General features: G+C 47.7%; 17 protein-coding genes and 1 pseudogene. 6 read left to right on the top strand and 12 right to left on the bottom strand.

The genetic code is table 11. The annotated features are described in order from the left end of the window. Positions 1-7: 7 nt before the first annotated feature. Genes tnpC through tnpA form a run of 3 tightly spaced genes read right to left on the bottom strand, consistent with a single transcriptional unit; the run spans position 8 to position 2,324 of the window. Entirely contained in the window at positions 8-1,594 is a 1,587-nt protein-coding gene (gene tnpC, locus DESPODRAFT_RS15530; RefSeq protein WP_004072245.1) for an IS66 family transposase, read from the bottom strand. Positions 1,595-1,638: 44 nt separating this feature from the next. After that, a complete protein-coding gene (tnpB, locus tag DESPODRAFT_RS15525; RefSeq protein ID WP_004072247.1) occupies positions 1,639-1,992 on the bottom strand; it encodes an IS66 family insertion sequence element accessory protein TnpB in 354 nt (117 codons plus the stop codon). After that, positions 1,992-2,324 (bottom strand): IS66 family insertion sequence element accessory protein TnpA, encoded by a 333-nt coding sequence (tnpA, locus tag DESPODRAFT_RS15520; RefSeq protein ID WP_004070426.1) that lies wholly within the window; start codon positions 2,322-2,324, stop codon positions 1,992-1,994. Before tnpA ends, tnpB begins: the two co-directional genes overlap by 1 nt. Positions 2,325-2,386: 62 nt before the next feature. Between tnpA and DESPODRAFT_RS15515 the strand changes: the two genes are divergently transcribed. After that, positions 2,387-3,124 carry a hypothetical protein gene (locus tag DESPODRAFT_RS15515; RefSeq protein WP_216594015.1) on the top strand — a complete coding sequence of 246 codons (738 nt, stop codon included), beginning with the start codon at positions 2,387-2,389 and terminating at the stop codon, positions 3,122-3,124. An 81-nt stretch (positions 3,125-3,205) separates the two neighbouring features. Here the strand turns inward: DESPODRAFT_RS15515 and DESPODRAFT_RS21520 are convergent, their stop codons facing one another. After that, positions 3,206-3,331 carry a hypothetical protein gene (locus tag DESPODRAFT_RS21520; protein WP_277002391.1) on the bottom strand — a complete coding sequence of 42 codons (126 nt, stop codon included), beginning with the start codon at positions 3,329-3,331 and terminating at the stop codon, positions 3,206-3,208. Between the two features lie 285 nt (positions 3,332-3,616). Here DESPODRAFT_RS21520 and DESPODRAFT_RS15510 point away from each other — a divergent pair, with 285 nt between their 5' ends. Further along, positions 3,617-4,873 (top strand): OmpP1/FadL family transporter, encoded by a 1,257-nt coding sequence (locus tag DESPODRAFT_RS15510; protein WP_004074661.1) that lies wholly within the window; start codon positions 3,617-3,619, stop codon positions 4,871-4,873. 199 nt (positions 4,874-5,072) lie between these two features. Beyond that, on the top strand, positions 5,073-5,861 hold the full coding sequence (locus DESPODRAFT_RS15505) for a hypothetical protein (RefSeq protein ID WP_004074659.1): 789 nt from the start codon (positions 5,073-5,075) through the stop codon (positions 5,859-5,861). A 376-nt stretch (positions 5,862-6,237) separates the two neighbouring features. Here DESPODRAFT_RS15505 and DESPODRAFT_RS15500 read toward each other — a convergent pair whose 3' ends face one another. From DESPODRAFT_RS15500 to DESPODRAFT_RS15470, 7 genes are all read right to left on the bottom strand, one after another. Next, the gene (locus DESPODRAFT_RS15500; protein ID WP_040016038.1) at positions 6,238-7,290 is read right to left on the bottom strand and encodes an ABC transporter permease; all 1,053 of its coding nucleotides are present in this window, start codon (positions 7,288-7,290) and stop codon (positions 6,238-6,240) included. Positions 7,291-7,295: 5 nt separating this feature from the next. Further along, positions 7,296-8,327, bottom strand: coding sequence for an ABC transporter permease subunit (locus DESPODRAFT_RS15495; protein WP_004074653.1), 1,032 nt, complete (start codon positions 8,325-8,327; stop codon positions 7,296-7,298). Then, positions 8,324-10,951 (bottom strand): alanine--tRNA ligase, encoded by a 2,628-nt coding sequence (gene alaS / locus DESPODRAFT_RS15490; protein ID WP_004074651.1) that lies wholly within the window; start codon positions 10,949-10,951, stop codon positions 8,324-8,326. The genes DESPODRAFT_RS15495 and alaS overlap by 4 nt, the downstream gene beginning before the upstream one ends. A 106-nt stretch (positions 10,952-11,057) precedes the next feature. Continuing rightward, positions 11,058-12,122 (bottom strand): recombinase RecA, encoded by a 1,065-nt coding sequence (gene recA, locus DESPODRAFT_RS15485; RefSeq protein ID WP_004074649.1) that lies wholly within the window; start codon positions 12,120-12,122, stop codon positions 11,058-11,060. Between the two features lie 17 nt (positions 12,123-12,139). Continuing rightward, the gene (locus DESPODRAFT_RS15480) at positions 12,140-12,604 is read right to left on the bottom strand and encodes a phosphatidylglycerophosphatase A family protein (protein WP_004074647.1); all 465 of its coding nucleotides are present in this window, start codon (positions 12,602-12,604) and stop codon (positions 12,140-12,142) included. Between the two features lie 23 nt (positions 12,605-12,627). Beyond that, a complete protein-coding gene (larC, locus tag DESPODRAFT_RS15475) occupies positions 12,628-13,830 on the bottom strand; it encodes a nickel pincer cofactor biosynthesis protein LarC (RefSeq protein ID WP_004074645.1) in 1,203 nt (400 codons plus the stop codon). Next, positions 13,827-14,972 (bottom strand): M20/M25/M40 family metallo-hydrolase, encoded by a 1,146-nt coding sequence (locus DESPODRAFT_RS15470; protein WP_004074643.1) that lies wholly within the window; start codon positions 14,970-14,972, stop codon positions 13,827-13,829. The genes larC and DESPODRAFT_RS15470 overlap by 4 nt, the downstream gene beginning before the upstream one ends. Before the next feature lie 322 nt (positions 14,973-15,294). Here DESPODRAFT_RS15470 and DESPODRAFT_RS15465 point away from each other — a divergent pair, with 322 nt between their 5' ends. After that, positions 15,295-15,675, top strand: a complete 381-nt coding sequence (locus DESPODRAFT_RS15465) for a hypothetical protein (RefSeq protein ID WP_004074641.1) — start codon at positions 15,295-15,297, stop codon at positions 15,673-15,675. Between the two features lie 422 nt (positions 15,676-16,097). On the opposite strand, the gene DESPODRAFT_RS15455 is transcribed toward DESPODRAFT_RS15465, so the two are convergent. Further along, entirely contained in the window at positions 16,098-16,754 is a 657-nt protein-coding gene (locus tag DESPODRAFT_RS15455; RefSeq protein ID WP_004074639.1) for a PEP-CTERM sorting domain-containing protein, read from the bottom strand. Positions 16,755-16,985: 231 nt separating this feature from the next. Here DESPODRAFT_RS15455 and DESPODRAFT_RS21770 point away from each other — a divergent pair. Continuing rightward, positions 16,986-17,270 (top strand): annotated as a pseudogene (locus DESPODRAFT_RS21770) (transposase); the annotation flags it as partial. A gap of 36 nt (positions 17,271-17,306) precedes the next feature. Continuing rightward, the gene (locus DESPODRAFT_RS15450; protein WP_245531939.1) at positions 17,307-18,266 is read left to right on the top strand and encodes a hypothetical protein; all 960 of its coding nucleotides are present in this window, start codon (positions 17,307-17,309) and stop codon (positions 18,264-18,266) included. Positions 18,267-18,695 lie beyond the last annotated feature (429 nt).

Raw genomic sequence — 18,695 nt, 5'->3', positions numbered from 1 at the left:
TTTAAGCCTATCGGGGTGTTGTATAGTTTTCCAGCAAGTTTTTATCCACGTTTTGTGGCATCAAAGCTTTAAATTCGTCTTCCGTCATGGCTTCCGGTAAATTTTCAAAAAGAAATTTGAGGTACCAATAAGGTTCAAGTCCATTGGCCTTGGCGGTTTCGATTAGGCTGTAAATGCAGGCACTGGCCCTGGCGCCTTCGGATGTACACGAAAATAACCAATTTTTTCTACCGACCACAAAGGGTCTTATTGCATTTTCAACCACATTATTGTCGGGCATTACCAGACCACTTTCCGTATACAGGACCAGCCGATGCCATTGATTAAGGGTGTAGTTGATGGCTTTGCCAAGAAGGCTTTTGGGGGGCACCTTCTCAACTTGAGCATCCAACCATTTTTTAAATTCATCAAGGATAGGCAAGGCTTGTTCCTGCCTTTTCCGGTAAAGTCCATCAGCAGACAAACCAAGTTCTTTGGCCTCTCTCTCTATTTTGTATAATTTGCTGATGTACTTCAGGGCTTTGCCGGAGATTCCTGTCGGTTTGCCGTCTTTATTCCCGGCAGCTTTGACCACCTCCATGAACTTTCGACGTGCGTGTATCCAGCAGGCAACATGAATGATTCCCTCAATATGATCAAGAAAGTCATATGCGCCATAACCATCCGTTTGGACAATACCCTGATAGCCGTTCAAAAAATTACGGGCAACATCCCCGGATCGAGTTGGGTGATACTGGAACAGAATAATGGGATTGTCCGGTGTTCCTCCTTTGAACACCCACATATAGCATTTTGACCGTTTCGGTTCTTTCAGAACTTGGACAGTTGTTTCATCAATATTGATCACTGGACCGTTAAGGATTTCACCCTTCATGAATTCCAGCAGGATCTCACAGCCCTGGGCCACTTTTATTGCCCAATTGCACATATTTGATCTGTGAATGTCTACTCCAATTCGGTGAAACTGTTTTTCCTGCCGGTAGAAAGGCAAGGCATCTGCAAATTTGGCGGTCAGGATATGAGCCAGAAGTCCTGGGGTTGCAATGCTTTTGGGGATCATTTGTTCCGGCATTCTGGCAATGGACACTGTCGGGCCGTCATCTTCAACACCTTCACAGTTTTTACATGCGTATTTATAACGGATATTCTTGATCACTCTCATCTGTGCCGGAATAATCTCAAGCTGTTCAGATTCTTCCTGGCCACAACGCGATTTCATGCAACCACAGCCACATGTTTTTTCTTCCTCGCTCAGATCGTGGATCACTTCAACCCGTGGAAGGTTTGCAGGCAAAGGCTTGCGCCCTGTTTTTTTCCCCTTATGGGCAGGCACACTGATTTCTTCGGGCTCGTCGTCTAATATGGGAGTATCCGGTTCAAAAGTATCGAAAAGGGAGCGTTGACCGTCATCCTTATTAATTTTTTCTGTCTTTTTGCCAAAAAGTCGGTCCAGAAGGCTTTTAATCTGCTCGTTGAGAATTTTTATTTCGGCTTTATAATTGTGTTCTCTGTCTGAAAAATCACTGACAAAAGAAGCCATTATTTCTTTTAATTTCTCAACGTCATTTATGTTCGCAAAAGCCTCTTGATTCATGCGTTGTATATACCATAACCACCCGGTTTTTGACAGTTTTTTCTTCAAAAAACAGCCGAATATTTTAATGGCTTATGTGCTTTTTCCTGATGAATTGAGAGCCCGTCCATTAGCCAGGAAAGTTCTTTTGCGCCAATGGTTAAAATCTCATTTTTTGACTTGGGCCATTGAAAACAATCCTTTTCCAGCCTCTTGTGCCAGAGACAGAATCCATTACGATCCCAATACAGGATTTTCAATATATTCTGTTTCCGATTACAGAATACAAACATGTGTCCTGAGAATGGATCTAAATTCAATGTTTCACTCACAAGTATGGATAACCCATCAATGGATTTACGCATATCAGTGCTCCCAAGTGCAATATGAATTTTTAAATTCTGGGTGGGAGAAAACATCAGCACCTCCCCAATACTTGGAGTACCTGGGCCAGGGTTGTCTGGGAAAATCCATCCGGTATTTCGATCTGAAATCGGTTATCTATATTCAGCCTTAATCCTTTTTGCTCAGAAAGGTTTAGAACCTGGGTGCTTTGTGTTGAAGGGAGCTGAACGAATTCTGGAAAAAGGGTCTGGTTTTTGAATTTGCTTTTCCAGTATGTAAACTGGTTGGGCCTTAAGTCATGTTGCCTACAGTATGCATTCTGTGACATGCCGGATTCAGACCATTGTTTAATATGGTGCTTCCAGAATTGGGTGCGCTTTTGATTTTTCTTGTTTGCTTTTGACATATGATGAACCTCCGCTAATTAAAAGATGGCTCATCTTCTCATGGCACGCTAACGATTTGTAGATGGGGTTTGCTAACCGCTTACCCCGGAACATTGCATCGCCGAGCGGAAAAGACCTTTGCGCCCCGGAATCATCCCCCTTTTACCAGGCCTTTGCCCAGGGATTTGCCGACTTCTATCGCAAGGTGATCAACATGGGATTCACCATTGCCAATGCCTGCTACCCCATGAGCATGGCGGACAGCGAAAATAAAGGTGACCTGAATGCTGTCTATGCAGCAGCGTCTGCCGACCGGGTGGTCTGTTTTACGGGTACGGAAAAAGCACTGTTATTCAAAGCGCTTTCAGATACCATCCCCCGATTCAGGTCCCAAATAAGAATTTTTTCACCCCTTGCAGGCCTGCACACCGTCCACAAGGTCTATTCAGGCGAAAAAACAGACACACCATACGGCTGCCGAGGCGGCATTGATTTCTTCTATGTCAACTGCACCGACGGAAACACCTACCCATGCGGGTACAGGGGCGCTGACAATTTAGGCGCGTTTCCGGACTTAAACATCAATGCCATTAATCCTACAGGATACTGCCTGGCCTGTGACTGGGAATGTTTCAGGGACCCCACAGAACTTGGCGGCCCATTAATGGAAGCCTTTTGCGCACCATGGCACCTTGCAGCCAGAATGGCCAAAGACCCAGAGTACGGCGCTTGCTGGCTCAAGGACCTTCAATATTACAAAGCCTGTGATTTCTTTAACGGCAGACGTCCACCCCGGCCAACGGCTTTGGAAAAATTCTAAACTGCAAACCTTGAATCAGCTTCCAGCACCAAAGAAACGATCGTATCCGCCAGCTCTTCGCTTGTTCCGGGGGAAAAAATATCACCGGCCATGTCCGCTAAGGCGTGTATAAAACAGATTGGCATTCAAGGTTTTTGCCACAAGGTCGCTTAAAGGGGCTGTTTCTTTGCGCGTGGCTGAAAACCCGTGGATATAGACCTCACACAAGTCCAACTCCTATTCTGAATTCCGTTCGCGATTTTTTTCGTAAAGCCTTCTCTCCTGACGATAAAATTCAACGCCGGACACAGTTGCATAAGAACTGATCTTAGAACTTGTCAATTCGGGAGCTTTCAAGTTGACAACCGTTCAAACAAAACGTAAATCATGTTTAAAAATTTAAAAATTTAAAAATCGGTTTCCGGGTACAGGAGTGGATAGAACTGGGCAAAACGCTGTTAAATAACCGTTGAAATCAAATTAATTGACTGCAGGATCGGGGGGAAAGAGATAATGAAAAAATGGTTTTTAATCGTATTGATTATGGGAACGGCCGTGCCGGCGTTTGGCGGCGGTATTGACAACAAACAAAATTTTTCAGCGGCATATGTCGGCAGCTTGAGCCGCAATGCCGCAACAGACGGGGCGGATGCCGCAGCGTACAATCCTGCCGGCCTGATGCAGCTTAAAAACGGGACCTACCTGGAAGTCGATCTCCAGCCTTTTACCTTCGACTATGACCATGAATTCAACGGGGAAACCTATACCGCCAGTCCCAACCTGATCGCCCCCATGGCCTTCGGAGTTCACAAACGGGAGAAATGGGCCGTGTGGGGCACTTTTACCATTAACGGCGGCGGCGGCGAGACCGAATATGAGAACGGCAACATTATCACCGAATCCGTTGAAAATCTCATGAACGCCGGTGCGTTCTCACCCTATATCCCCTCAGGGGGCGCGCTTTCCATGCCCTATGCCTACGCCAAAAGCTATGACTATACCTTCACCACAGGCCTCTCGTTCGATCTTCACCCCATGGTCTCGGTTTCCGCCGGGATCAGGTACGTGAGAACCGACAAAGAAGTGGATCTCCACGGAACCTATAACGGCTCCTATATCCTTGCCAGATACGATCAGGAAGCAGACGGTTTCGGCGGGGTGATCGGCATCGACATCCACCCCTCAGACAAGCTCAACATCGGTATCCGGTATGACTCACAGGTCAACCTGGACTGGGAGACTGAAACTGACACATCAAACCAGCTCGGACTCATTCTTCTCAATGCCTTTGGCCGGGTGGACGGCCAGAGCTATGCCAGGGACCTTCCGGCCGTACTGGCGCTCGGTCTTGAGTGGAAGGTCCTCCCTAGGCTCACACTCAAGCCCTCATTTTCCTACTACTTTGAAAAGGATGCGGACTGGGACACCCAAAATGACGCCGTGGACGGCAACTCCTTTGAATTGGCCATGGCCCTTCAATACGATCTCAACGCGGCCTGGTCCCTGACAGCAGGTTATCTTTATATCGACGTGGACATGAAGCCTGAAAACTTCGGCATCATTGAGCAGATGAGTCCGCCCCTTGACTGTCATGCTGTTGCCGTCGGCACAAGGTACAGGATCTCGGAACAAATTACTCTGATCTTGGGCATTAGCGGATATTTTTACACGGATGCCACAGCTCCCGCAGATTTTTCCAAGGGACGCCCCCAAGTCACCTACGACAAAACCCTGTATATAGGAGGTATCGGTATCCAATATCGTTTTTAACCGGCCAAAATTCTTTAATAATTGAGCCAAATGTGCGAATAACAAGCAGTTCCGAATTAATGACAGGATTAATAAATTGACAGGGTCGCTGAGACGGGTTAATTTCTATACAACTTTAACGATTGGGTTAAGGCTTCCTAATAGACTGAAGGGAGCTTTTTTGTGAAAGATCAGAATTGAAATCAAAACAAGGCGGATTATGAACATTAAAAATTCATTTTTCCACAACAAGGCCCTGCTGATTATAGTTACCGTGCTGCTGGTTTTAGTGGAACTTCAGATTTTCTTCGTTTTTGCTGCAAAATCAGGAAAAAAGAATACCCTGCAGGTTCTGAATGATTCAGGAACCGTCATTTACGAAACTGATGGAACGCGTTTAACCCAGTTTAAAAAATATTATTTTGAAGCAACTTTCGGCCCTTTTGAAAATTATGAAAAAAAGCTGGTCACACGAACAGTGCCGTTTCCGTTCAGGGCCTGGTTTGCCACGGCCATTGGACTTCCTTTAGGGTTTACGCTTTTGTTGGCATTTATTATATCGGCGTTTTCAACACTTGTTGGCAAAAAGCAAGAGGAACCCCTGGAAACCGAGGACAAGGATACGGATGCCAAGCCAAAGGGGAAAGTGGATCATTTTTTAGCCCAGATCAACCGCATGAACATTTTTATAATTGGTGCGGGCGTTTTTTTGGTTGTGCTTGCCTTCTGGGTGCTTCCCAATCTGGTTTCCGTTATCGGTCAAACCGGTCTTGAAATTATTAACCGGTATGGATGGTTTTTTGCCATTGCCGGCATGGCTGTTCTTTTAATTTTTGCCTGGTTTCTTTACTTACGATATCTTTTGGCCAAAAAGGCTTTGGAAGCCGAAACCCATATCCGTGAGCATCAGTTGTACCTAAGCAGACTGCCTGCACCTGAAGCGCCTATCCTTAAAATCGAAAACAAAACTGATTCCGATATACTGGAGGTTTCCGATTCAGAAAATTAAAGGAATACAGTGCCAAGACAAAGAAGACCAATCTGAGCAATGAAATCAACAGCAACAACCTGACCCGCTCACGAATAGCACTGCTCAAATATCTCATGTCAAATACACTGCAGGATGTCTGTGTTGAATTGTCTGATACCTCTCGGGAAGCATCAGATAATTCCGAATCTGCATCAGCAATTGCCCGGGATATCAAAAAAGTTAGTCAAATGTTGTCAGGTATCACAAAGGCAAGTTCCATCGTGGATGAAAACGCCGAAAAAATGAAGAGAGGGTATGACGATACACTGGACTGTTTCGGCATCCATGGTGTAGGCACGGTGAAATGTTCCTTTTTTAGAAAACAAAATTTCCGGTGCCTTTTCCAGGCACCGGGTTATTCATACACCGTATGGCGCCGGGGATCAAAGGCCTCCCTGATGCCTTCTCCGATGAAGGTAACGGTCATCAGGGTCACCACAAGGGCTGACACCACAGCGGCTGAAATCCACCAGGCTTCCATATTTTGCCAGCCCTGGGATAAAAGTTCACCCCAGGACGGCGTAGGTGCAGGCAGACCGAACCCCAGATAATCCAGGGAGGTTAAGGCCACAATGCCGCCGGAAATGGCAAAGGGTGCATAGGTAACGATCACGGAAATGGTGTTAGGGATAATGTGCCTGAAAATGATCCGCATATGCGAGGCACCCAGGGACCGGACGGCAAGAATATATTCACGTTCCTTTTCCCGGTAGGTCATGGTGCGCATGACCCAGGTAATGGAAATCCAGCCGAAAAAAGCCATAATCAGAATCAGGATCAGGAAGTTTGGCACCACAATGGAAGAAACAATAATAATTACATACAGAAACGGAATATTGCTCCAGATCTCAATGACCCGCTGGAAAAACAGGTCAAACACCCCTCCGAAATAGCCCATGGCACAGCCCATGGATATGCCCACAGTGTAGTTAAGAAACAACAGTGTCAGGGAAAAAAGAATAGCCGTGCGAAATCCGTACACAAGGCGGGCCAGCACATCCCGGCCCACGTTGTCCGTGCCCAGGAAATGCCGAAGGGAAAACGATGGCGGAAACGGCGGGTATTCATTGAAGCGCAGGTCATTTTCATAGGGATTATACGGCACCGGCGGCATAATTACAAAACTATTCCCCCCTTCCCTGTCAAATTTCTGCTTTAATTCCCGGTAATTGGTTTCATAGGAATACCCCAGGCCAAAGGTTTTTCCCGGGATCATATCTGCGTAGGTAGGAAAATAAAACTCCCCCTGGTAACAGACAACAAGGGCCCTGGAATTAATGAACACTTCGGCAAAAAAGGAGATAAACATCAGAACCAGAATAATCACAAGTGACCAGAAACCTCTTTTGACACTGCAAAAGCGCCGGAACTGTTCCTTTGTCACCGGGTTCAATACTCTCAATTCCATACTCCTTAATGAAACCGAACCCGGGGATCCACTATAGCCACACACACATCAGACAAAATATTTCCCACCATGAACAGCAGGGATGAAACCACAAGAATCCCCATCACCACCGGGAAATCGCGGTCCAAAATGGACTCATACCCTAAAAGGCCCATGCCGTCGATATTGAACACCTTTTCAATGAGAAAGGATCCCATGAGAAGAATGGAAATATTGTTGCCGAAACTGGTGGCAATGGGGATCAAACTATTGCGCAGGGCATGACGAAAAACAGCCTGTTTGAAGCTTAAGCCCTTGGCAATGGCCGTACGCACATAATCGGCGGACAGGTTGTCCATGAGCGTGTTTTTCATTAAAAGGGTCATCACGGTAAAGGCGCCGATCATATATGAGAAAAGCGGCAGCACCGTATGCCATGCCACATCCCTTATTTTTTCCCCAAGCGTCATATCAATGAAATAGTCGGACGCAAGCCCGCCCAGGGGAAACAGATCCATACGGGAGGCAAACATCACCAGCATAATGACGCCGGCCACCCAGCCCGGAATGGCGTAACCTGTAAAAATAACCGCAGAGGATATATTGTCAAACCCGGTGTTATGGCGCACAGCCTTGGCCACACCCAGTGGAATACAGACGCCGTAAATGAGCACCAGGCTCAATACCCCGAAGTAAAGGGATATGGGGATGCGCTCTTTAACCATCTCCCACACCGGGTCCTGGTATCGGGTAGACCGCCCCAGATCGCCTTTAAGCACCTTGAGAAGCCAAATCCCATAGCTTTGGAGTACAGGCTTGTCAAATCCGTAATAGGCTTCAAGGTTTTTGATCTGCTCCTCGGATAATGGCTGGCCCTGACCTACCTCCTGGGCCCTGGAACGTCCGCCCTGCTCTCCCATCTGCATGGCCCTGGTTTCGGCAATGATACGTTCAATAGGACCGCCGGGCACAAAGCGGGTGATGGTGAACACCATGATGGTGATGCCGATGAAGGTGGGAATCACTAAAAGGAGCCGTCTGATAAAATACGCTGTCACAAATTAGATACCGTATCAAAAACAGATGCCAGGGCCTTGTCCAGAAGCTCGGGTTTGGTGCCGCCGGCCTGGGCCATGTCCGGTCGGCCGCCGCCACCGCCACCCACAATACCGGCAGCGGTTTTAACAATATTGCCGGCCTTAAAGGTCTTGGTCAGATCGTCAGTAACCATGGAAATAAGCAATGCCTTGCCGTTGGATTCTGCACCCAACAGCAACACGCCCGAGCCCAGTTTGGTCTTGAATTTATCTGCCAGATCCCGGAGCTGGGATGGATTTTCAATTTCCACCCGCTTGGACAACACCTTGACCCCGTTGATCTCCTTGATATCATCGTCAATGTTTTCAACGGATTTGGACGCAATCTTGGCTTTAAGTGCGGCCAATTCCTTTTCCACAGCCTTTTTCTCGGCCACAAAGCTTTCAAGCCGCTCCACCACATCGTCCTTGGCACTTTTCAGAATCCCTGCCACCTTTTCCAGGGCAGAGTGATCCTCATGAACGGCTTCAAGGGCAGTAAGCCCTGTCACCGCTTCAATACGACGCACACCCGAGGCAATCCCCGCCTCGGACAGGATGCGGAACAACCCGATGTCGCCGGTGGCACGGGTATGGGTGCCGCCGCACAATTCCTGGGAGAAATCTCCCTGGGAGACTACCCGGACCACATCCCCGTATTTTTCTTCAAACAGGGCCGTGGCACCGGACCGGACCGCTTCTTCCATGTCCATCTCTTTTGTGGTGACCGCATGGTTTTCAATGATATGGGTGTTGACCTCTGTTTCAATGGCAGCAAGCTCTTCAGGGGTAACCGCGCTGAAATGGGTGAAGTCGAACCGCAGCCTGTCCGGTGTTACCAGAGAGCCGGACTGCTTGACATGATCGCCTAAAACCTTGCGAAGCGCTGCATGCAGGATATGGGTAGCGGAATGGTTTGCAGCCGTAGTCCGGCGAAGCCCTGCATCCACCTTGAGGGTAAATGTATCGCCTTTCTTGCAGGATCCTTTAACGACTCTGCCCTTGTGGATGAAAAGACCGGAAGGGTCCTTCACCGTATCCGTGATTTCAATAAGGCAGGCATCATTTTCAAACAGACCGCGATCCCCGGCCTGACCCCCGGATTCAGCATAAAATACGGTTTCCGGGGTGACCACTTCAATTTCCTCACCCGCGCCGGCCGTGTCCACTTCAGCATCATCCTTGACCACAATAAGCAGATCACTTTGCATTTCAATGGTATCATAACCTTTGAACACGGTTTTCACACCTGCCGAGGTCAGGGGTTTATAGGCCTCGCCCACACCGGCAAATTTCTTTTTAGACTTGGACCTGGCTTTCTGTTCAGCCATGGCCGCATCAAATCCTTCCATATCCAGGGCAATACCCATCTCCTTGACATGATCCTGGATAATGTCAACAGGAAATCCAAACGTATCGTAAAGCTTGAAGATCACCTCTCCCGGAATAATTTTCTCCTTTTTCTTTTCAAGGTCCTCAATGGTTGCCTCCAAAAGCTTCATGCCGGTTTCAAGGGTTTCAAGGAATTTTTCTTCTTCGTTTTTCACCACGTTAAGGATAAAAGCGGCAGACTCTTTGAGTTCCGGATAGGCATCATCCATAATGGTAAATACGGTCTGAACGGTTTTGTGTAAAAATGGTTTGGTCAGCCCGATGCTGCGCCCGTACCGGATGGCCCGGCGCATGATCCTGCGAAGTACATAACCGCGCCCCTCGTTGGAAGGCAATACCCCGTCACAGATTAAAAAAGCGCTGGCTCTTGAGTGGTCGGCAATGACCTTCATGGCCACTTCCACTTGCTTGGATTCCCCCCGTTTTTTCCCGGCCAGTTCCCCGACCCGGTCCATGATGGGGACAAAAAGGTCTGTATCAAAATTGGTGGGCACGTTCTGCAGTACGGAGAGAATGCGCTCAAGACCCATCCCCGTGTCAATACTGGGTTGGGGCAGCGGCGTCATGGTGCCGTCTTCACTTCTTTCAAACTGCATGAACACCAGATTCCACAATTCCAGCCATCGGTCGCAGTCACAACCCACGGCACAGTTGGGATCATCACACCCGAACTCCTTGCCACGGTCAATATGAATTTCGGAACAGGGACCGCAGGGGCCGGTATCGCCCATGGCCCAGAAATTGTCCTCTTCGCCTAACCGGGAGATGCGGCCGACAGGAAGGCCAACCTGCTTATTCCAGATTTCAAAAGCCTGATCATCATCTTTATAAACAGAGACGTAAAGTTTATCGGCATCAAACCCGTACCCGTTGGTCAGCAGGTCCCAGGCAAAATCAATGGCCTTTTCCTTGAAATATTCGCCAAAGGAAAAATTGCCCAGCATCTCAAAAAAAGTATGATGGCGCGCCGTGTAGCCCACATTCTCAAGGTCGTTATGTTTACCCCCGGCCCGCACGCATTTCTGTGAGGTGACCGCTGTGTCGTAGTCACGTTTTTCATCACCTGTAAAAACACGCTTAAACTGCACCATACCGGCGTTCACGAACAGCAGGGTGGGATCATCCTGGGGTACCAGGGACGATGAGCGCACATGGCGGTGGTTATGTTTTTTAAAATATTCGAGGAAAATTTTCCTGGCTTCATTACCTGTCATAGTAGTATTGGCTCCTGCTCAACTGTACCGGTTAGGTTAGTGTTTGAACGGCTCGTTAGAGGAGCTTTAGCTCCTCTAACGAGCCGTTCAAACACGGGTTTTCGGTTCAGGCACTGGGTTTGGATTCCGGTAGACTGTCCTTTCCGGTATCGGCCGCAGTTTTGGCTGCATCCGCTCCGGCAATTCCAAGTTCGGTTCTCACTTTAAGTTCAATGGCATCAAAAATATCGGGATTGTCAATTAAAAAAGCTTTTACATTCTCCCGGCCCTGGCCGATGCGCTCTTTGTCAAACGAGTACCAGGAGCCGCTCTTGTTCACAATATCCAGCTCAACCGCCATATCCAGAAGATCGCCGGTCCTGGAAATGCCATCCCCGTACATCAGATCGAATTCAACACTTTTAAACGGGGGGGCCAGTTTGTTTTTCACCACCTTGACCTTGGTCCGGGACCCGATCACATCTTCACCGTTTTTAATGGCTGCGGCCTTTCTGATCTCAAGACGCATGGAGGCATAAAATTTCAAGGCATTGCCGCCGGTGGTAGTTTCCGGGTTGCCGTAGACCACGCCGATCTTCATACGGATCTGGTTAATAAAAATCAGGGTGGTGGCGGTTTTTCCTATTGTCCCGGTAAGTTTACGAAGGGCCTGGGACATAAGACGCGCCTGCAGTCCCATGTGGGAATCGCCCATCTCGCCTTCGATTTCTGATCTGGGCACAAGGGCAGCCACCGAGTCCACAACCAGGATGTCAATACCGCCGCTTCGCACCAGCATGTCGGCAATTTCAAGGGCCTGTTCACCGGTATCGGGCTGGGAAACCAGAAGTTCGTCACAGTCGACGCCCAGCCGCCTGGCATAGGCCACGTCCAGGGCGTGTTCGGCATCGATGAATGCGGCAATACCGCCTTTTCTCTGGGCTTCGGCCACGGCATGAAGTGCAAGGGTTGTCTTGCCCGAAGATTCCGGGCCGTAAATCTCAATGATCCGGCCCCTGGGGTATCCGCCCACGCCCAGTGCCTTGTCCAGGGCAAGGGAACCGGACCGGATCACGGGAACGGCTTCCACCTCCCGGCCGCCGAGCTTCATGATCGAGCCTTTGCCGAACTGACGCTCAATCTGATTCATGGCGGTCTGGACGGCTTTTTCCTTTTCCTTATTTTTTTCCATCACGTTTTCCTCCTCAATCACAACATAAAGTATATTGCTTTAAGCAGGAAAGCGGCCAGCACCCCTGCCATTAAATCATCCAACACAATACCGGCCCCGCCGGAAAAAGTTTTTTCAAACCAGCGGATCGGAAAAGGCTTTAATATATCAAAACATCTGAAAGCAATAAAGCCTATGACCAACGAGACTAAGCTTATAGGCACCAGGGTCATGGTTACACAAAACCCTGCCATCTCATCAATGACCACAGCCCCCGGATCTTTTTGGCCAATCAGAACTTCAGCCTTTTGGGAAATCCAAATCGCACAAAGTATCACGCCTACCAGAAACAGGGCGGCAGCACCGGGCGTACACGCCGTTGCCAGCCACACCATGATACCGATCAACGGCAGGCCCGCAAGGGTGCCAAAGGTCCCGGGGGCAAAAGGCAGCCGTCCCAGACCAAAACCCGTGGCAATGAAAAGTATTGCTTTTTCTCCCATCAGCCGGATCCTTCCCCGATCTTTTATGACCGTCCTGTTTGCCTGTCAAGGGGATTCGATTCAGCCAGGATCTGCTCATATACCTGATAAAAAGGCAAATTACGATCCAGGGCAATGCGTTTGCACTCATCATATTCCGGCATGATCCGGGCCCGGCCGTTTGGGGAGGTGATCTTTTTGGCGCTTACCCGGCCAAGGCTGGTCTCTACTTCCACGGATTCGCGTTTTAAAATCATTCTGTCGCAAAGGTGATATCGCACCCCGATGGTTGTGGTCTCTGACAGCAGGAGATCTGCAAGCACCTGGAGCTGCGCGGGCCGGCAGATCACCTCAATGCGTGTGGCGGGCCGGTTCTTTTTCATGAATGCCGGCGTAAAACTGACGTCAAGCGCCCCTTTGTCCATGAGACGGTCCATGACAAAACCCAGACTCTCCGGGCTCATGTCATCCACATTGGTATAGAGCACATGAACCTGGTCCGACAGGATGTTATCCGCTGAATTCTTCACGACGGAAGGGGTGCCCAGCACCAGACGCAGAAGATTGGGCACAGATGCGCCAATGTCGCGTTTACCGGCCCCGTATCCCACTTTTTCAATCTGCATGTCGGGCATGCCCCCGAACTGGGGTGCCAACGTTGCCACAATGGCTGCGCCCGTGGGTGTAACGATTTCGGTTTTGGCGTCAGACCCCCTCACTTCAAGGCCCTTAAGTATGGCCACAGTGGCCGGAACCGGCACGGGAATGGTGCCATGGGCGCACTTAATGGTCCCTGATCCGAGGGGAACCGGGGTTGCCGCCACCTGGTCCACCCCCAGGTAATCGAGGGCCAGAAAGCTGCCAATGATGTCCACCAGGCTGTCAATGCCGCCAATCTCATGGAAGTGGACGGTTTCAATGTCCTTTCCGTGGATATGGGCTTCGGCCTGGGCAATGTGTTTAAAGGCGGTCAGGGCATTGGCCCGAACCTGGTCCGGCAAATCCGCAGATTCAATCATCTGCCGGATGTGGGTGTAATGGCGATGGGTGACATGGTCGGTCACATCCACATAAAGATTAACGGCCCGCAGATGGTGCCGGAACACAATTTCAGTGCGCAGGTCAAAACCGTCCAGAACGGGTGATAATTTTCCCTTGAGCCACTCCACAGGGACACCAAGATCCACCAGTGCGCCTAAAAACATGTCGCCTGCAATACCTGCCATCATATCAAGATAAAGAATCATACCGCTGCCTTTCCTGTTGCATGGATTTGAAGAATTTCAAGGACCAGTTCAGCACAACTGACCATATCTTTAAGTGCAATGGATTCCTTAAGGGTGTGGACATCCGTCATGCCTGTGCCGATAACGCCTGCGGCAATGCCTTTGCCGAAAAAGATATTGGCATCAGCCGCACCGCCGCTTGTTTTACAGACCAGGTGGGTGCCCAGGTTCGCCGCAGCTTTTTGGGCAAGCTTGATTACCATATGATCTTCGGGGATGTTGGTGTGGGGAAAATCATTTTTCACAATCATTTCCACCCGGGGAAGCCCGTCCCCACCAGCCTGAAGTTCGGCCATGGTATTTTTAAAAGTGGAGACAATGCCCTGTGTGACCTTATCCAGTTTTGCAGGATCATGGGACCGGGCTTCACCGTGAATTTCCACATATTCGGGCACGATATTGGTGGCAGCCCCGCCGGAAATAAGCCCAAGATTGCAGGTGGTCTCCTGGTCAATGCGCCCCAGTTCAAGCTTGGCAATGGCGCAGGATGCCGCATAAATGGCAGAAATCCCGTTTTCGGGAGAACTGCCGGCATGAGCAGCCCGGCCGTAAATTTTTGCACTGATCTTGTTGGCCGCAGGTGCCCGGTTCACAATACCCCGGGTGTCCACGGCGTCCAGAATGTATCCGAATTTTGATTTAAGCCCGGAGCAGTCAAGGTTCTTGGCCCCTAAAAGCCCCTGCTCCTCACATACCGTCATGACCACCTCAACAGGGGGGCACGGCAGGTTATTATCTTTGATCACCTGCATCACCTCAAGGATAACGGCAAGGGCGGATTTGTCGTCGGAACCCAGGATGGTGGTGCCGTCACTTCTGAAGACCCCGTCCTCAAATATGACCTTAACCCCTTTGCCCGGCACCACGGTGTCCATATGTCCGGAGAGCATTACCGGATCAACGTCTATATTGCCTTTAAATGCGGCCACAAGATTGCCGCAGTCACCGTTGACCTTGGCACCGGCCTCATCAAAGACCACAGTTGCCCCAAGGTCTGTCAGTTCCTTTTCAAGCACCTTTGCGATCACGGCCTCGCTTCGGGATTCGGAATCAATCCGCGCAAGGGTTGCAAACCGCTGCCCCAGGCGTTCTTCATCAATCATATTCTATCCTTTATATACTAAGGCCCACCAGGACCATTTAAACAAGTGGGATAATATACTAGAATTTATCGGGGAATGCCAGTCCCTGTTATCACAGATCTGCAGGGCAATGACCATATAACCGGCCTGCAGCGCAATGTCAATTGCACACCTTTCTGGTACCGGCCTGCGGGAAATTAGCCCGACCGTGACAGATGCGTTTGAATGGCCTAAACTTTTTGCAATAAAGATTGAATGTAAACTTTAATCCTGTTTAATAGACATTTGCAGCCCATTATGTTTATTATTTTGAAACTTAACAGCCTTAATCTTTGGAAAATTTATGGAATACCGATTTGATATTGATAAAGTACGCACCACAATACTGGCAATAGATCCTTTTGAATTCCCTGAAAAGTTACCAGAACTCATAGAGCTTATTGATTATTATTCTATCTTCTTAACCAAGGCGTATAACACGACTTTGGAAATTTCCAAACGATTGGGAGCCGAGCAATATTTTAATTATTCCGTCTGGGCTTTTATGACAGTAGGCCCCGCTTTCATTGCGGCAGAACAACAAGATGCCGATGAAGGCATTGAATGGCAATTGAATTTTTTAAACGGCCTGTCCAGAGTTGTACTTGAAAATATTAATAAAGTCCTGGCAGCACCTTTGGTTCCAGGAAAATTTCCAGAACATTGGATTGTTTCTTTGGATTAAACCTGGCTTCTCCCGAATTGAAAAGTACCAAGGAGAGCGTCACCAACAGAGCCTGGAAAGCGACCAGCAAAAAGGCCATCAAGGACAACGCCGAGGTGATGATTTCCGATCGCTCGGACCGTTGGGTGAAGGAAGCCGGGCGTGGGCCATCGGAGTGAATTCACCGTGCCCATGTGCCCATGTCGATGCGAGAATCTGAAGCCTGACAGTAATTTAGAACCGGAAATTTAAAAACTAAAGATAATCACCATGAGCGCAGGAACGTCCAGGCATCCACTGAAAGAAGCGGCTCAAGGGCACCCTGCCCTTGAGCCGATTATAGGCCAAACACAACAAGAAAGAGCCGAAAAAAGAATCTTCCGGCTCATTATTCCTGTATCCCATAATTAATGAATTTGATCGATAAAAAATCTTATAAAAACTTATGCTTTAACTCGACGACCCAATGCAGCCATCCCTAACGTCCCAAAAGCAAAAAGCACGAAAGTGGAGGGTTCCGGCGCAGGTGCCACCGCCTGCTCTCCCTCCAGAGTAAACGCCATGTCAATACCAATATACTCAGCTACCCAGGCACCTGAATCAAAATAATAGCTCGCTCCGTCTCCCCCCAGCCCATCAGCCCAGTACCACTCGGAAAAATATGTGTTTGAATTACTGATTGAAAGTAGATATGAACCGGCGGAAACTGCCCAGTCAGAAACAGAAACCTGATACTGATAAATCATCTCCCCATAGGCATCATCAAACCCGGAATATGATTTATCAATATTGGAAACATAAGATTTACCAAATAGCTCAGTACCGGCCATATCGAATATTTGTATATCAAAACTATCCACTGTACCCGCTCCTGCCGCTCCGTACATACCATACCATGTCATTAATTGGAGAACGGTGTCGTCTGTGACCACAAAGTTATCAGCGCTGAGATCTCCACCGATATTACTAATAAAACCGTAATTATCTGTATCACTGAGACCCTGATCATAAATGACAACTGCAAAAACTGGTGATGATAGACCAGCTATAATTGTCCCAATCAGTCCCAATACACATACCATTTTCTTAATTTTCAACATATAGCTACCCCTTAATAATTCAAAGAATTTTTCATTTTTATAGTTTATGGCTACATTTGCCGTATAATTAGTATCTGCTGATTTTCTATTTTGTTGGCTTTATAGAAACTATTGAATGTCACCCTACTTCTATTGTACAAAAATTTGAAAAAATGGTCTTATGTTAATAAGCTGTAACTAAAGGATTGAAAATGATAGAAAAAAAACTCTGAGGCTCTCAGTGAAGAATGGATAAAAGACAATATTCATGATCCAACCAACACATTCGTTATTTTACGTAAGATTATCCCTTGGCAAAAAATTACAGACAAACTGGTACACTATTATAGTGACAAAACGGGACGGACAGGAACTCCAATCCGAACAATTATAGCTGTTTTTATTGCCGCAAAGCTCCGGTTGCTCAGTGATCGGGCGATTGTTAGCCAGATCAAAGAAAATCGGTATATTCAATATTTTTGCAATGTCCCAGATGAAAATTTATTCACATTCATGCATCACAGCAACCTGAGCAAATTGCGAAAACGTTTTGATATTAAGGGGATAGAGACCGTGGAATCAATCATTTTTAATATATTGAGAGTTGCCAAAGTAATTGATACAGACAGCATGTTGATTGATTCCACTGTACTGCCCGATAACATCATTTATCCAACAGATGTCGGATTGATTTTCAAAGCCTTTAGAAAAATGGAGCAGTTTGCTCGACAGTATTATATTCCTATCTGGTGGGACAGGAAGGAGCTCAGGCAGCTACGGCGCGAATATAATTTGAATCGAAAAAAGACTGAAATTGAAGATTTATTTTTCGATGCTCTCTTGATATTTTCCGCTGGATTGCGGAAGTTTAAAACAATAGTGAAAAGCCTTGAGGGTCCTGATCAAGACAGAAAAAAAGCTCAGCAGCTTTTGGCTCTCCTGATGTTATTCCAAGATCAGAATGCACTAAAACTTGGGGGCGAAAGACATATTCCAAATCGGATTGTCTCCTTTGATGAACCGGACTCCCGCCCGATTAAAAAAGGCAAAAAACATCCAAGCTGTGAATTTGGAAGTACACTTCAACTTTCGTTCAACCGACAGGGTTTTATGATTACAATGGAAAATTTTATCGGAAAGCCTAATGATAAAACCCTATGGCCCGGGACAGCTCAATTGTTTGAAAAAAGAATGAAAGGTGTTCCTGAACATGCTATCGGGGATCAAGGTTACCGCAGCCGGTTAAATCAGGTAATCCCCAAAGGCTGTCCACACATCTTTCTTGGCAAAAGCCAGGATGTTGGCAAAGAGAAGCGGGACTTTTGTCAAAAAGCCCGTTCTGCAACGGAAGGCTTTATCGCAATTTCAAAAAATATTCGCGGTTTTGGCTGCAGCCTTTATCAGGGAAGCGATGGAAACCGTATTTGGTCTCTTTTATGTCAGACCGCGTATAACCTGAAAAAATTTCTTCAGCTCTATAATGATGAAAAAATCAGTGAAGAAAGCCTGATGAGACTCGGCTTACTGGGCTGATTTAGATCACCCTTATTCAGCGATCTGACTACCTGCAGTTCATCGAGATGGGTGGATTGCGGCTAAAATACGATGAAATTGCCTTAAAAAACGCTCTAAACCCCTAACAAGTCTTTTTTTACCATGATTTTTTAATGAAGGTCTTAAAAGGGGGTCAAGGCTATCTTCTTCATATAGGAGAAAATCAGCAGATACTTATTATTTGCAGAAATGAAGCATATATCGCAATGGAACCCTTGTATTCAAGTAAAACTTATTTTATTCTGCTCAGTGGAGGCTGGCCAACCGATGGGTGAGATATCAGCTGGAATAGTTGGCATTATACCATCGACTTGACCAGCCTTTACATTTCCCAATATTGTGACATTGTCTAATCCCAAAAAACTGGATCATCGAGTGTTATTCAAATTAATAAGGAGAATACATCTA

This window comes from Desulfobacter postgatei 2ac9 (assembly GCF_000233695.2).
Taxonomy (GTDB): Bacteria; Desulfobacterota; Desulfobacteria; order Desulfobacterales; family Desulfobacteraceae; genus Desulfobacter; species Desulfobacter postgatei.
The sequence above is the reverse complement of the archived record's forward strand: the minus strand, read 5'-3'. Positions and strand labels throughout refer to the sequence as shown.

Bases quoted from the DNA above. Each gene is read 5' to 3' on its own strand.
- DESPODRAFT_RS15465 (WP_004074641.1), top strand. From the start codon at position 15,295: ATGGAATACCGATTTGATATTGATAAAGTACGCACCACAATACTGGCA.
- DESPODRAFT_RS15455 (WP_004074639.1), bottom strand. From the start codon at position 16,754: ATGTTGAAAATTAAGAAAATGGTATGTGTATTGGGACTGATTGGGACA.
- tnpA (WP_004070426.1), bottom strand. From the start codon at position 2,324: ATGTCAAAAGCAAACAAGAAAAATCAAAAGCGCACCCAATTCTGGAAG.
- DESPODRAFT_RS15510 (WP_004074661.1), top strand. From the start codon at position 3,617: ATGAAAAAATGGTTTTTAATCGTATTGATTATGGGAACGGCCGTGCCG.
- DESPODRAFT_RS15515 (WP_216594015.1), top strand. From the start codon at position 2,387: ATGGGGTTTGCTAACCGCTTACCCCGGAACATTGCATCGCCGAGCGGA.
- larC (WP_004074645.1), bottom strand. From the start codon at position 13,830: ATGATTCTTTATCTTGATATGATGGCAGGTATTGCAGGCGACATGTTT.
- alaS (WP_004074651.1), bottom strand. From the start codon at position 10,951: ATGACAGGTAATGAAGCCAGGAAAATTTTCCTCGAATATTTTAAAAAA.
- DESPODRAFT_RS15470 (WP_004074643.1), bottom strand. From the start codon at position 14,972: ATGATTGATGAAGAACGCCTGGGGCAGCGGTTTGCAACCCTTGCGCGG.
- DESPODRAFT_RS15505 (WP_004074659.1), top strand. From the start codon at position 5,073: ATGAACATTAAAAATTCATTTTTCCACAACAAGGCCCTGCTGATTATA.
- DESPODRAFT_RS15480 (WP_004074647.1), bottom strand. From the start codon at position 12,604: ATGGGAGAAAAAGCAATACTTTTCATTGCCACGGGTTTTGGTCTGGGA.
- tnpB (WP_004072247.1), bottom strand. From the start codon at position 1,992: ATGTTTTCTCCCACCCAGAATTTAAAAATTCATATTGCACTTGGGAGC.
- DESPODRAFT_RS15500 (WP_040016038.1), bottom strand. From the start codon at position 7,290: ATGGAATTGAGAGTATTGAACCCGGTGACAAAGGAACAGTTCCGGCGC.
- tnpC (WP_004072245.1), bottom strand. From the start codon at position 1,594: ATGAATCAAGAGGCTTTTGCGAACATAAATGACGTTGAGAAATTAAAA.
- recA (WP_004074649.1), bottom strand. From the start codon at position 12,122: ATGGAAAAAAATAAGGAAAAGGAAAAAGCCGTCCAGACCGCCATGAAT.